The organism is Helicobacter heilmannii, from assembly GCF_001283065.1.
Lineage (GTDB): Bacteria > Campylobacterota > Campylobacteria > Campylobacterales > Helicobacteraceae > Helicobacter > Helicobacter heilmannii.
Map to the genome: position 1 here is coordinate 1 of NZ_CDMK01000001.1, position 13,344 is coordinate 13,344.

The 13,344-nt window shown below is 48.1% G+C and carries 13 protein-coding genes and 1 tRNA gene; 10 read left to right on the forward strand and 4 right to left on the reverse strand.

The features are described from left to right. Positions 1 to 40 precede the first annotated feature (40 nt). From AOG36_RS00005 to AOG36_RS08095, 4 genes are read left to right on the forward strand one after another with little or no spacing between them, the layout of a single operon-like run. Positions 41 to 235, forward strand: coding sequence for a hypothetical protein (locus AOG36_RS00005; protein WP_015107473.1), 195 nt, complete (start codon positions 41 to 43; stop codon positions 233 to 235). A 5-nt stretch (positions 236 to 240) separates the two neighbouring features. After that, positions 241 to 1,140, forward strand: a complete 900-nt coding sequence (locus tag AOG36_RS00010; protein WP_015107474.1) for a hypothetical protein — start codon at positions 241 to 243, stop codon at positions 1,138 to 1,140. Continuing rightward, on the forward strand, positions 1,140 to 2,255 hold the full coding sequence (locus AOG36_RS00015) for a hypothetical protein (protein WP_015107475.1): 1,116 nt from the start codon (positions 1,140 to 1,142) through the stop codon (positions 2,253 to 2,255). Before AOG36_RS00010 ends, AOG36_RS00015 begins: the two co-directional genes overlap by 1 nt. Continuing rightward, positions 2,236 to 2,817 carry a non-canonical purine NTP pyrophosphatase gene (locus tag AOG36_RS08095; RefSeq protein WP_084815775.1) on the forward strand — a complete coding sequence of 194 codons (582 nt, stop codon included), beginning with the start codon at positions 2,236 to 2,238 and terminating at the stop codon, positions 2,815 to 2,817. Before AOG36_RS00015 ends, AOG36_RS08095 begins: the two co-directional genes overlap by 20 nt. A 157-nt stretch (positions 2,818 to 2,974) precedes the next feature. Here AOG36_RS08095 and AOG36_RS00025 read toward each other — a convergent pair. After that, a tRNA-Ser gene (locus tag AOG36_RS00025) sits at positions 2,975 to 3,065 on the reverse strand. Between the two features lie 86 nt (positions 3,066 to 3,151). Here AOG36_RS00025 and AOG36_RS00030 point away from each other — a divergent pair. The 3 genes from AOG36_RS00030 to ffh all read left to right on the forward strand — a co-directional run bounded on the left by AOG36_RS00030 (position 3,152) and on the right by ffh (position 7,930). Beyond that, positions 3,152 to 3,859, forward strand: coding sequence for a 5'-methylthioadenosine/adenosylhomocysteine nucleosidase (locus AOG36_RS00030; RefSeq protein ID WP_053825315.1), 708 nt, complete (start codon positions 3,152 to 3,154; stop codon positions 3,857 to 3,859). A 136-nt stretch (positions 3,860 to 3,995) separates the two neighbouring features. Beyond that, positions 3,996 to 6,590, forward strand: a complete 2,595-nt coding sequence (locus AOG36_RS00035; RefSeq protein ID WP_053825316.1) for a valine--tRNA ligase — start codon at positions 3,996 to 3,998, stop codon at positions 6,588 to 6,590. Between the two features lie 2 nt (positions 6,591 to 6,592). Continuing rightward, positions 6,593 to 7,930, forward strand: coding sequence for a signal recognition particle protein (gene ffh, locus AOG36_RS00040; RefSeq protein ID WP_053825317.1), 1,338 nt, complete (start codon positions 6,593 to 6,595; stop codon positions 7,928 to 7,930). A gap of 229 nt (positions 7,931 to 8,159) precedes the next feature. Here the strand turns inward: ffh and AOG36_RS00045 are convergent, their stop codons facing one another. Further along, a complete protein-coding gene (locus AOG36_RS00045; RefSeq protein WP_015107483.1) occupies positions 8,160 to 8,603 on the reverse strand; it encodes a hypothetical protein in 444 nt (147 codons plus the stop codon). A gap of 88 nt (positions 8,604 to 8,691) precedes the next feature. Here AOG36_RS00045 and AOG36_RS00050 point away from each other — a divergent pair, with 88 nt between their 5' ends. The 3 genes from AOG36_RS00050 to rimO are packed head-to-tail and all read left to right on the forward strand — an operon-like array spanning position 8,692 to position 11,580. Further along, entirely contained in the window at positions 8,692 to 9,828 is a 1,137-nt protein-coding gene (locus AOG36_RS00050) for a pyridoxal-phosphate-dependent aminotransferase family protein (RefSeq protein WP_015107484.1), read from the forward strand. Beyond that, complete coding sequence (locus AOG36_RS00055; protein WP_015107485.1) at positions 9,828 to 10,292, forward strand: phosphoribosyltransferase; 465 nt, start codon at positions 9,828 to 9,830, stop codon at positions 10,290 to 10,292. Before AOG36_RS00050 ends, AOG36_RS00055 begins: the two co-directional genes overlap by 1 nt. Continuing rightward, the gene (rimO, locus tag AOG36_RS00060) at positions 10,285 to 11,580 is read left to right on the forward strand and encodes a 30S ribosomal protein S12 methylthiotransferase RimO (protein ID WP_015107486.1); all 1,296 of its coding nucleotides are present in this window, start codon (positions 10,285 to 10,287) and stop codon (positions 11,578 to 11,580) included. The genes AOG36_RS00055 and rimO overlap by 8 nt, the downstream gene beginning before the upstream one ends. Here the strand turns inward: rimO and AOG36_RS09185 are convergent. Together AOG36_RS09185 and bcp are read right to left on the reverse strand one after the other, a co-directional pair. Beyond that, a complete protein-coding gene (locus AOG36_RS09185) occupies positions 11,577 to 12,887 on the reverse strand; it encodes a glycosyltransferase family 4 protein (RefSeq protein WP_274377866.1) in 1,311 nt (436 codons plus the stop codon). The genes rimO and AOG36_RS09185 overlap by 4 nt on opposite strands. Next, the gene (gene bcp, locus AOG36_RS00070) at positions 12,887 to 13,342 is read right to left on the reverse strand and encodes a thioredoxin-dependent thiol peroxidase (RefSeq protein WP_015107488.1); all 456 of its coding nucleotides are present in this window, start codon (positions 13,340 to 13,342) and stop codon (positions 12,887 to 12,889) included. The genes AOG36_RS09185 and bcp overlap by 1 nt, the downstream gene beginning before the upstream one ends. Positions 13,343 to 13,344 lie beyond the last annotated feature (2 nt).

A 13,344-nucleotide genomic window follows, 5' to 3' on the forward strand; every position in this document is an offset into this window, starting at 1 on the left:
ATATGGCTTTTTGCGCTAAAATGCGGTTTTAAGGAATGCCATGCGCTATCTGCTTTTGATGATCTATACGATCTTGGTCGGGTGTTCTTATCAAAAAACACTCTCCAAAACCACCCCTAAGCCTGCCTTGATCAAAACACTCACAAGCCTACAGCAGACCCTGCAAATAGCCAAACAAGAAGTCTTTAAAGCCCTACGCAAAATAAAGAAGAGATACCCTATAGCGCCTATTTAAGTGCCTTGCAAGATAGCTTAGATCAAGACAAAATATCCAAACTAGCGCGCACAGCTCTAGATCAAGTGCCCTTGTTTCAAACATTTAAAGCCACTAACAAGCACCAAAGAGATTTTTTAGAACAGGTTAAAATATTTGAGAGCATGCACTTACTGAGCATGATGAGCGATGCCCCAGCCTCTCAGATCGCTACAAACTTCTTAGAGTTTCTCAACTTTTTTTACAAGCCTCTTTTTGAGGCCATAAAAGGAGGTTTAAAGATTGATGCCTACTTGCGCCATCTTCAAAAAAATTTAGTGTGCAAGCGTGCCTATAAGGATTGCTACTATGTGCTCGAAAATTATGCTTCTAGCATGGAATATTACGCCTCTTTTAACCCTGGGGGTATTTCTAAGGACTTGATACGCGATGTTAATGATCTCTATGAGGTTTCTAGTGATTTTTTATCTATCTCTGTTACGTGGCTTAAAGTGTATATCGCCTCTATGTTAGATGATGATGCGGGGCGCATGCAAGAGAGGGGAGATTTTAAAAAAGACCTCTTCAACCAAGCCCCACTTGCTCCCCTTAAAGACATTCTCTATCTCTATACGGCGCGCATCTTGCAGGTGATTAAAGACATTGATGCCTATGTAGATTTGCAAGACATCACGCCTGAAATTCTGCAACAACGCCCCACGATTTGCCTTAACCCCAACTATCTAAACCCTGCACTCCAAAAAGAATGCCAAACCCTGTTAGCAAAACCTCAACCTGCGCTTAAGGCACAGCTAGAAGTCTTGAGGGCTTTTTTCATGGATAATTCCCCCTGCGTGGCTTTAGATGCTAACCAGCAACCCCTATTTTTCCACACTAAAGACGCTTTTTGCCAAGCCTTACAAACTAATCTAAAAAAGGAATTTTAATGCGTTTTCTTGTTATTGCCCTCTTGCTAGGGACTTTATTAAGGGCCACAACCCCGCCCGCTTTGCTAGAGATTGCTAAAAAGTTGCACAATACGATGGCAACTGTCATCAATCAGAGTAACACAGACCTTACTAGGAATAATGCCGCCATCGATTCTCTTCTAGTGATTCAAAAGCTCGCCGAGCAGTTTTTTAACCAAGTCCCGCTTTTGCAACGCTTCAAACCCCGCAATGCGCAAGAAAAACGCTTTATAAGCGCGCTAAAACAATTTGAAATGCTCCATCTCTTCGCCTTGATGAACGGTTATATCAATGTGGAGAGACGCAGGCCACCCTTTGCCCAAGTCATTAGCGATTATTTAAAAGTGTTGGACTTTATTTACGCCCCCCTGTTACAAGCACACCAAGAAGGTTTAGATTTAAACAGCTACACGCAAGCCCTAAGCGCACTCCAAAGCGATCCAGCAGACTGGGATAAAATGGTGCAGTATTTCATTGACAACCAACAAATTAGCCCTAAGCCCATGTTGCCTGTCCAAGCCTTTTTTAAGGATTTTAAAATCGTAGAATTGGCTTACCGCTTGATTAGGGGGGAGGATCAGCAAGACCTCTTTGCCCTTTTAGGCGAGTCGCAAGATTGGGAGTATGCCGATCTCTATGCGGCCAAAAAGCTAGGCATCGGCCAAGATAGTGATATTGATGTTATCGTGGGGACGGATGACTATTACGATCGTTATGCCCCTTTTTACGCCCAATACAGCACACGGCTCGTCGAGTTTCTCTATGAGAGCTATTACTATACCTTCGATGACCCTCTCTCTAGCCCGCAGTTAGATATACCCACCTTGCAACAACACCCCCAGCTTTGCTTCAAGCCCCAATACTTACGCCAAAAATTCAAACAAGCCTGTTTAGACATCTTGAAGGGCACTTATAAAACCCAAGCCCTAGAAAACTATTTAAAGACTATCCCCCTTGTCAGCGTGGAAAATACAGCGTGTTTAGCCCGCAATGCGCAGGGCAAAATCCAAAAATTCACATCTCAAAACCCCTTTTGTTTGGCATTGCAGAACTCTTTAAACAACAGAGGCGTACATGCACATCATTCTCTCTAGCAATAACCCCAAAAAAATACAAGAATTGCAAGCCATTTTAGAGGGCATGGAAGTAAAGAGCTACCGCGCTTATTTAAAGAGCGTAGAAATTGAGGAAAATGGAGTAAGTTTTGAGCAAAATGCGCGCCTCAAAGCCCAAAGAATTTACCAGCTCTTAGACATGCAGGGGGATTTTTGCGTCCTGGCTGATGATAGCGGGCTTTGTGTGTCCGCTCTAAAGGGGATGCCTGGCATTCATAGCGCGCGCTTTGCCTCCATTCAAGAGGGGACTAGAGACATCGCTCAAGGGCGCTTTCAAACCCCGCAAACCTCTTGTAATGACACGCAAAATAACCTAAAACTGCTTGTCTGCTACCACACACAAGAAAAATCTGACCCCAATGCTAGCCTCTATGACATCAAGGAGTTTTTTAGCGGGCGCGACGCTAAGGGCAAACTCAAGCCCGCGAGCAAGGCTAAAGATGCGCATTACAAAATGCTCTATGCCCAGCTTAAAGAGGTGCTAGGGGCCTTAGCCCAAGCATTGCAACCAAAGGTGTATCAATATGGCTTTTTGCGCTAAAAAGCTGAAGGCTTTTTTACAAGGTTTTAAGCACATTAAATGCCCTTAAAACAAGCCTCTTAACCCAATAAGAGGAGGGGGTTATGGGATTGGAGCACTAAGGGTGAAAGGACACCCACGAAAAACACAAAAAGGAGAAAACTAAACCCTAAGAAAGTGGCGGACAGGGAGGGATTCGAACCCTCGGTAACCTTGCGGCTACGCATCCTTAGCAGGGATGTGGTTTCAGCCAACTCACCCACCTGTCCACAAGCATAAAGATTAATCCTAACCAAAAACAACTAAGCCCTAGCTTAATATGCTAAAATAAACAAATTTTAAACAAAGGACACACATGCCCACTTTTCAAACCATCGGGGTGATGGGCGCGATGGCAGAAGAAATCGCCCCCATCTTAAAGAAATTCCCCACGCACACAAGCGAAAACATTGGCAACAACACCTACTACCACCTACAGCTAGAGGGTTTAAACATCGTTTTGGCCTACAGCAAAATAGGCAAGGTGCACGCCGCCACCACGGCCAGCACTTTGATCTTGCACCACAAGGTCCAAGCTTTGATCTTTAGTGGCGTGGCAGGAGGCCTAGCCCCTAATTTGGCCATCAACGACCTGCTTCTAGCCACCAAGCTGTGTCAAGCCGACATCGACCTCACCTCTTTTAACCACCCTTTAGGCTTCATCCCTGAAAGCAGTGTATTTGTAGAGAGCGACCCACAGCTCAACGCCCTAGCTAAAAGCGTGGCGCAAAATTTAAATCTCCCACTTAAGGAGGGCATCATCGCCACTTGTGATCAGTTCGTAAGCGATCTTAAACGCAAACAAACCTTTGTTCAGCACTTTGGGGCGAGTGTGGTGGAGATGGAGGGGGCGAGTTTAGGCTTTGTGTGCCGCGATTTCAACATCCCTTTTTGCGTGCTAAGGAGTGTGAGCGACACAGCCGATGGCACTGCTCCCGCGGACTTTGATGCATTCTTGCACCAAAGCGCGCAAATCAGTGCAGACTTTGTCTATGCCATGCTTTGGGCATTGGCGCAAAACTAAGTAAAAAGCGTGGGGGCGCGCCCTATTTTTTAAATCTTCACGGCCATCGCGCGCATTGCGCAAGCCTTCTTAAGTTCCACCCTCCTTTTTAAGCCACTTCAAGCTAGAATAAGCCAAAAAACTCCCAAGGATTTTCATGGATTTTCCCCCCTTTGATAACGCCCTAGAAAAACGCTTTTACCAAATTTGGCAAGAGCGGGGGCATTTTGAGGTGAGCGAAGACAACACTAAACCTCCCTTTTGCATCATGATGCCCCCGCCCAATGTCACCGGCAGGTTGCACATGGGGCATGCGCTCACGCTCAGCCTTCAAGATATTTTGGTGCGCTTTAAGCGCATGGACGGCTACCGGGTGCTTTACCAACCGGGGCTAGATCACGCCGGCATCGCCACGCAAAATGTCGTGGAAAAGCAACTTTTAGCGCAAGGGGTAAGAAAGGAACAACTCGGGCGTGAGGCGTTTATTAAAAAAGTGTGGGCGTGGAAAGAGGCTTGCGGGGGGCAGATTTTAGAGCAGATGCAAGAGCTTGGAGTGAGTTGTGCGTGGAGTCGCCTGCGCTTTAGCATGGACGCGGGACTAGAAAAAGCCGTAAAAAGCGCATTTAAAGCGTGGTTTGACAAGGGGCTAATCGTGCAAGACACCTACATGATCAACTGGTGTTGCAAGGATGGGGCACTCGCGGATATTGAGGTGGAGTATAAAGAGGAGCTAGGCAAGCTTTACTATCTAAGCTATCCTTTAGAGGGCGGGGGGGAGGTTGTGGTGGCGACCACGCGCCCTGAAACTTTCTTTGGGGATGTCGCCCTAATGGTGCATCCTGAAGATGAGCGCTATCAACACCTCATCGGGCAAAAGGCCCTATTGCCCTTGACACATCGCCCACTCCCCATCATTGCCGACAGCTATGTGGATCCGAGCTTTGGGAGTGGGTGCGTGAAGGTTACCCCCGCGCACGATCCCAATGACTACGCCGTGGGTAAAAGGCATCATCTCACGCCCTTAGTGATTTTTAACGAGCAGGGGGTATTAAACGCGCATGCCGGGGTGTTTGCGGGGCTAGATCGCCTAGAAGCCCGCCCCAAAATCGTAGAAGCCCTGCAACAAGGTGGCTATATTAAAGAAATCAAGGAGCACAGCCACCAAGTGGGGGTGTGTTACCGCTGTTCTAGTCTCATTGAGCCCTATATCTCTAAGCAGTGGTTTGTCAAGCAAGAAGTCGCCAAAGGCTCGATAGAAAAAATGGCGCAAGGCTTAGCACAATTTTACCCCCCCCATTGGCGCAATAACTACAATGCATGGATGCAAGAGTTGCGCCCGTGGTGTATCAGTCGGCAACTTTGGTGGGGGCATCAAATCCCCGTTTTCACCTGCACTAACAAACACCAGTTCGTGCCCCTAGAAACCCCCACGCACTGCCCCACTTGCAAAGACACCCACCTAGAGCAAGACCCTGATGTGCTCGACACTTGGTTTAGCTCTGGGCTGTGGGCGTTTAGCACCCTAGGGTTTGCCCAAGAGGGGCTACAAGACTTTGAGGGCGTGAAGTTTCAAGCCAACGATTTAAACGACTTTTATCCTAATAGCGTGCTGGTTACGGGCTTTGATATTTTGTTCTTTTGGGTGGCTAGAATGCTCTTTAGCGGGGAGAGTTTGCTAGGTGCACTGCCCTTTAAACACATTTACCTACACGCTTTGGTGCGGGATGAAAAGGGCGAAAAAATGAGTAAATCTAAGGGCAATGTGATCGATCCCTTAGAGCTTATTAAAACCTATGGGAGCGACTCGGTGCGTTTTGCGCTGGCGATGTTGTGTGTGCAAGGGCGGGATTTATGCCTAAACCCCAAAGTCCTGGAGCAAGCCAAGCACTTTAGCCACAAACTCTACAACGCTGCCCTTTTCTTAAGCGCACAGACCGCCACAAAAGCCACAAGTTTTAAAACAAGCTTAGGGGCTTATGCCAAATCCCGCTTAAACGCCACGACCAAAGAAGTCCGCCACGCTTTAGAGCTTTATCGCTTTAATGACGCTGCCACTGCGCTTTATCGCTTCTTTTGGGGGGAGTTTTGCGACTGGGTGCTGGAGTTTTCTAAGGCTTACAAAAACAGCCAAGAAGCCCCTTTCGTCTTTGGCGAGCTTATTGCCGTGTTTCAAGAGGGTTTAAAACTCTTGCACCCCTTCATGCCCTTTATCAGCGAGTATTTGCACCAAAGCCTAGATAAGAGTGCGCTAGAAAACAGCCCGTCTATCATGTTAAGCCCCTACCCCAAAGACACCACGCAAAACGCCACATTAGAAGCGCGCTTTAATCTAATGAAAGAGAGCATCACGGCGTTAAGGCGGCTTAAAATCTTGCTAAACGCTCCCATTGAATCCGCCACCATTGAGAGCCCCACCCCCCTAGAGACGGAGGACTTGCAATGCGTGGCTAAACTTAGCAAAATCCCCAATATCTCTACCTCTTCAGGCAAACCGCCTAAAGCCATCAGCGATCGCGGGGAGCTGGGCGTGGTGCATGTCAGTTTAGAGGGGGTGGATGTGAGCGGACTTGTCAAACGCTTAAAGGCACAATTAGAGAAATTACAAAAAGAGCAAGCAAAGTTAAACCTAGACAATCCGCAATTTTTGGCAAAAGCCCCTAAAGCCCTCCTAGAGAGCTTGCAAGAGCGCAACAAGACCTTATTAGAGAAACAAGCCCAAGTGCAAAAAGAACTTTCAATGCTAGAAGGATAAACATGTTTGACACCCTAACCCAATCTTTTAAAAACGCTTTAGGCAAAATCCGTTTTCAAGACGATTTAAAAGCCCTTGAAAAAGCCCTAGATGAGCTGAAAAAGGCGTTATTGCGTAATGATGTGCATCACAAAGTCGCCAAAGAACTCGTTAAAAATATAGAGGCAAAGACCAAGGCTAAGGGGATCGGCAAACAGCAATTCTTAGACGCACTGCAAGAGAGTTTGCTAGAGATTTTGAGTGTGCCGGGAGCTTCTAGTGGCTTCGTTTACGCTTCCACACCACCCACAATTGTGTTGATGTGTGGTTTGCAAGGGGGGGGTAAGACCACGACCTGCGCCAAGCTGGCAAATTATCTAAAGACCCGCAATAAAAAGGTGTTGTTGGTGGCGTGCGATTTGGAGAGGTTAGCCGCGATCGAGCAATTACAAGTGTTGGGGGCGCAAATCGGGGTGGAGGTGTTCCACAAAGAGGGGAGTGTGCTAGACATTGCTAAGGGGGCGTTAGAGCGGGCCAAAGAGGGGCAGTTTGATGTGGTGCTTGTGGATAGTGCGGGGCGTTTGGCGATCGACAAGCCTTTAATGGACGAGCTTAAAGCCCTAAAAAATCTCTTAAATCCTCTGGAAACCTTTTATGTGGCAGACGCTTTAAGCGGACAAGACGGGGTGCGCTCGGCCCAGACTTTCCACACCGAGATAGGCATTAGCGGTGTGATTTTAAGCAAGTTTGACAGCGACAGCAAGGGGGGCGTGGCGTTAGGCATCGCCCACCAATTGCAAATCCCCTTGCGCTTCATCGGGCATGGGGAGAAAATCCCCGATTTAGATATTTTCGTGCCCGAGAGAATTGCCAACCGCCTCATGGGGGCGGGCGACATTGCAAGCTTGGTGGAGAAAACCAGCAGCGTGATCGACCCCAAAGAGGCAAAAAACATTTCTAAAAAGCTCAAAAAGGGGCAATTTGGCTTCACCGACTTTTTGGAGCAATTAGAAAAAGTCAAAAAGCTAGGCTCGATCAGCTCTTTGGTGTCGATGATCCCCGGGCTTAGTGGGGTAGCGGGGGCACTCAAAGGCACGGATTTAGAAAACTCCGCAGAGATCAAAAAAATCAAGGCGATGGTCGCCTCCATGACGGCTAAAGAGAGGGACAACCCCACAATCCTTAATGGCAGCCGTAAAAAACGCATTGCGCTAGGCTCGGGACTTGAAGTCGCCGAGATCAACAGGATTTTAAAGAGATTTGATCAAGCCAGCCAACTGGCTAAAAAGCTCAGCTCTAAGGGGGGCGTGGCAAACCTCTTACAAATGTTGCAACAAGCCCAACCCCCCCAAAGGGGCTAACACCAAAACACCCCTCGCTTTAAGGGGCTTCATCTGCTTCAAGCTGTGGGCTCAATTTTGCTCTCGGGCGCGCTTTAAGCAGGCTGAAAGGGCTAATGCAAGGGGGCTTTAGGTGGTGTTTAAGCAATGCCAAATTGCCTAAGGTGCAAAGGGGGGCGGCAACTTCAAGGGCACCTAGGGATTCAACTTGTGCCCCACTGGCTATAAGAATGGCAAAAGGGCTTTAAGTTTAATCGTTAAGCAGGGTGTTGAGTTTATGTTCTAACTTTGCCATGGTCTGCAGTTGGTGCACGATTTCGTGTAGGAGAGGGATTAGGGGGGCTAGATGGGGGACTTGCAGGACTTCTTTTAAAATAGCGTTGTAGCCTTCAAAGAGCCCTCTTGAATAGTCAAACAAGACCGAGTCTTTGCTGTAGTAGTCTTGCAAGACTTGATAGAGCATGGTACTTTCTTTGAGCAGGTCGGCTTCTTTGCGGGTTTCTGTGTCTTGGTCTTTGTGGATTTTAGCAATGGCGCGGTTGAGTTGGTCGTTGAAAAGCGCGATGTCTTCGCGCACGCTCACTTGATAAATCGCCATTTCACGCACGGCATCGTCCACCGCCTGCAGGGAAAACTCTGCAAAGAGCGGGGGGGCAAAAAGGGTACACAACGCTAAATGCAAGCACAAACGCATATAAATCCTTTAACCCAAATTATACACCAAAACCCGTAGGTTTATGTTATACTGACGCTTTGCACTGCCAAGAACAAAAAGAGGACACTTGAAACCCACGCAAACCCTACTCTTCACCCCCGGGCCCACCCCCATTCACCCCGCCATTAGCAACACCCTAAGCCAACCCATCCCCCACCACCGCACGCCAGAGTTTGAAGCGATCTTTGGCTCTGTGCGCCAAAAACTTAAAGAGATGGTAGGACTGGCTGAGGTCTTGACCTTGGTGAGCAGCGGCACAGGGGCGATGGAGGCGGCAATCTCACAATTTGTACGCCCCAGCCCAGAGCCCGCCTTATTGGTGCTGAATAATGGCAAATTTGGCGAACGCTTTGGCAAAATCGCTAGGGCGCACGGCCTTAGTGTTGTGGAGCTTAAGAGCGCGTGGGACACGCCCATTAGCCCCGCTCAAGTGCTAGAGGCATTGCAAAAGAACCCAAGCATCCAAGCGATCGCCCTGCAGGTGTGCGACTCTTCGGGGGGACTGCGTTTAGACTTTGAGGGCATCAGCAAAGCGGCCAAAGAGCATAACCCCAAGATCATCACAGTCATTGACGCGATCACCGCTTTGGGAGTCGAGCCTTTAGACACCACGCATGTCGATGTGCTGATTGGGGGCAGCCAAAAGGCATTCATGTTACCAGTAGGGCTTGGCTTTTTGGCCTTAAGCGATTTTGCGCTCTCAAGGCTGGAGGATCGTGGCTATTACTTTAACCTTAAGCTAGAGCTCAAAAACCAACAAAAGAACACCACCGCCTTCACGGCAGGCATTTCGCACATTTTAGGACTACAAACCTACTTTGCACTCGTGCAAGAGTTGGGTGGGTTAGAGGTGCTCTACACCGCCACGAAAAGAAGAGCAGAAAGTAGCAATAAAGCCCTTGAGGCTCTAGGGCTAAAAATCTACCCCAAAGCCCCGGCTCTGTGTATGTCTGTGATCTACCACGAGCAGGCTAAAGACATTAGAAAGCACCTAAATACGAAATATGGCGTGCTTGTGGCAGGTGGGCAGGACGGCTTAAAAGACTATTTGCTACGCATCAACCACATGGGAATCATTGAAGTTTACCAAAGCGCATGGGTGCTGAGTGCCCTAGAGCAAAGCTTGGTGGATTTAGGGCTAAAAGCTCAATTTGAGGGCGTGGCGATCAAGGCGTTTATGCAACACCATTACAAGGAGATTTAATGCACCTTTACTACAGCTACAACGAGTTTAGAAAGGATGTTGTCGCGTTGGCTCAAATGGTTGAAGCCGACTTCAAACCCCAAGCGATCGTGTCTATTTTAAGGGGTGGGATGACTTTGGCGCACTTTTTAGGGCTGTATTGGGACACTAAGGAGGTGTATGCGATCAACGCGAGCTCTTATGGCATAGATCGCAAACAAGGTGAGCTTGTCATCGACAATGTCCCCAAACTCAAACCCACCCACCAAGAAATTTTAGTCGTGGATGAGATCGTGGATAGTGGCCGTAGCTTTTTGGGCGTGATGCAGGTGTTAAAAGAGCATTACCCCAACGCCCACTTTAAAAGCGCGGTGCTCTTCGCACATAAGAGCGCGCATTTTCAAGCGGATTATACCCTAAAAGAGGCGACTTCGTGGATCGACTTCTTTTGGGAGGTGGATACACAGGGAGATCACATTGCCTAAATTACATTTGATCTCTTTGGGGTGCTCCAAAAATTTAGTCGATAGCGAGGTGATGCTAGGCAAACTCGCCCACTACGAGCTCACCAACGATTTAGGCACAGCCGATGCCATCATTGTCAACACTTGCGGATTTATAAAGTCCGCCAAAGAAGAGAGCATTCGAGTCTTGCTAGAAGCCATTGAAGGGCGCAAAAAGGGGGCTTTAGTCGTGGTAAGCGGGTGTTTGAGCGCCCGTTATCAAGAGGAGCTGGCCAAAGAATTGCCCGAAATTGACATTTTTACGGGAGTGGGCGATTACGACAAAATAGACATGCTCTTAGAGCAAAGACAAAGCCAATTTTCTAAACGCGTCTTTTTAGCCAGCCAACACGCCCGCACGATCATCGGCTCCTCTGTGCATGCCTATGTCAAATTGTCCGAGGGCTGTAACCAAAATTGCAGTTTCTGTGCGATCCCTAGTTTTAAAGGGCGTTTGCAAAGCAAGAGCATAGAAAGCATTTTAAGCGAAGTGGAGGAGCTTGCCAAAAGGGGCTATGTAGATATAAGTTTTATCGCCCAAGATTCTAGCTCTTACTTGCAAGATCAGGGCAATAAAGAGGGGCTGGTGCAGCTCATTAAAGCGATCGATAAACAGGGGGCGATCAAAAGTGCTCGAATTTTTTATCTCTACCCCACCAGCACCACACACCAGCTCATAGAGGCGATCGCCAGCTCGTCCATTTTTGCCAATTACTTTGACATGCCCATCCAGCACATCACAGACTCCATGCTCAAAACCATGCGCCGCAACTCTACAAAATCCAAGCATTTAGAGCTCTTAAAAGCCATGCGTGCCGTGCCGGGAAGTTTTTTGCGCTCTACCCTGCTTCTAGGCCACCCGCACGAGCAAGAGAGCGACATAGACGAATTGGAGGCGTTTTTACAAGAGTTTAGATTCGATCGCTTAAATCTCTTTGCCTTCAGTGCTGAAGAGGGCACAAAGGCTTATGGCATGCCCCAAATTGCGAGCAAACTTGTCAATGAGAGGCTTGATCGCATCAACGCTCTCGTGCAAGAGCAGGTCAAAGCTTCCATGCAAAGTTTGGTGGGGCAGACTTTAGAGGTGATCGTGGAGGGAGCTAGCGAGGACAATCTTTTTTTGCGTGCGCGCGACAAGCGCTGGGGCTTAGAAATTGATGGGGAGATTCTCATCAATGAAAGTATGCTAGAGCACACCCCCCCGGGACACTACAAGGCCCACTGCCACAGCTTTGAAGAGGGGATACTCCTGGGCAGGGTGGTGGCTTAAAACGCCAAGAGTTTCTTTATGATTTCTTCATAGGCGAAATTTTGGATGCGTTGGTGCAAAGCGGTGGAGATGTGGTGATAATATTTAGGGTCGCCAAGCAGAGCGTTGATTTTAACCGCCATTTGGGGGATGTCTTGTACCACTAACTCGGGTGCGAGCTCTCTAGCGTTACCCACAGGCGTACAAATAAAGGGGGTGGCAAATTGCATGCTTTCTAAAAGCACCATGGGGAAGGATTCGTAATTACCTGTACTTGCGTGCAAAAATAAGGTGGCGTGTTTGGCAAGTTTCAACACCTCATCCCGCCCAATGCCATAAAAAAAGAACACTTCTTTAAAGCCATGCACCCCGTCCTCATGGGTCTTAAGGGCTTTGAGGCGATCGAGGGTGTGCCCTCTATTGAGTGAGCCTACAAAAACTAAGGGCATTTGCGCGTGGCTGGCGTAATACGCCTTAAGCACCATCTCTTGCCCTTTTTCAGCATAGTAATTAGACACATTTAAGATGAAAGGGTTTTGGCAAAGTTGCTCTAAAAGTGCGTGGGGGCTTAGTTGATGTGGGTCTAGGCGGCTTTCTGGGGGGGGGGGGGGGGGGGATTTTGGGGGGGGGGGGGGGGGGGGGGGTAGGAATTTGGGCGGACAAATGTCCTTAGCAAAAACCCCATTGGGTAAAATGTCTAAATTTAAGTCCGCTTCTTGGCCCAAGTGTTGGTAAAAGGCGCTGTTCTTATGCAAGAAAAGGATTTTATCATATTGCCTTAATTGCATTTTAAGGGTCTCTAGGGGGTCTAGGGGGTGTTTGATGCCCCTTGACTTGTGGTAGATTGTTTTAAGAAGTTGGGTTAGTTTAGATTGTGGGGGTTTTTTGGCGGGTTTTTTGGCAATGTTTGGCATTTCTGTGTGGTTTCTTAAAAACTTCTTCTTTGCCTTGCAGGTGGCTAAGTGGGGCAACAGCACATCGCAATTCCAAGTAAAAAAGGAAGAATTGACAAGCAAATCGCAAGCAAAATTCTTGGCAAAATCGAGGTAAGTCTCTAGCTCCCCTTGCCACTCTTGGCCATCGTGAAAGATATGAAACTCTAAAACCCATAAATTTGGTGCAATCTCTAAAGCCCTGTGTCCTTGCACCTCGCAAGCTTTCCCCTGCCTTTTGATGTCTATTGTGATTCCCGCATGGTTAAAAACATCGCTTGTGAGGACATAGACTTTATGCCCGTCTTGAGCTAATGCCTTACTTAAGCCATAGTCGGCGGTGGCGGTGCCGGTTTGCAAGGGGTGGTATTGTTCGGTAGCATAAAGAATCACCATTACAATAATCCTAACACTTTCTTAGCATGATCTTTGGCGCGGACATTGTAAAGGGCATGGGCGATTTTGCCCTCTTGGTTAATGACAAAAGTGGAGCGAATCAGCCCCACGCTCACCTTACCATACAAATTTTTCTCGCCATAAGCCCCGTAAGCTTTTGCCACTTCGTGGTTAGGGTCGCTGAGTAATTCAATGCCTAAACTTTCACTCTCGATAAAATGGCAATGGCTTTTGGCATCGTCCGCACTCACGCCTAAAATCACCGCTCCCTTCGCCCCAAACTCTGCTTTTAACTTGGTGAAATCTTGCGCCTCAAGGGTGCACCCCGGGGTGTTGTCCTTGGGGTAAAAGTAAAGCACCACAACTTTGCCTAAAAAGTCTTTAAGGCTAACACTCTGCCCTGTGGCATTGTTTAAAGTGAAGGCGGGAGCTACGCTCCCTTTTTCTAAACGCATGT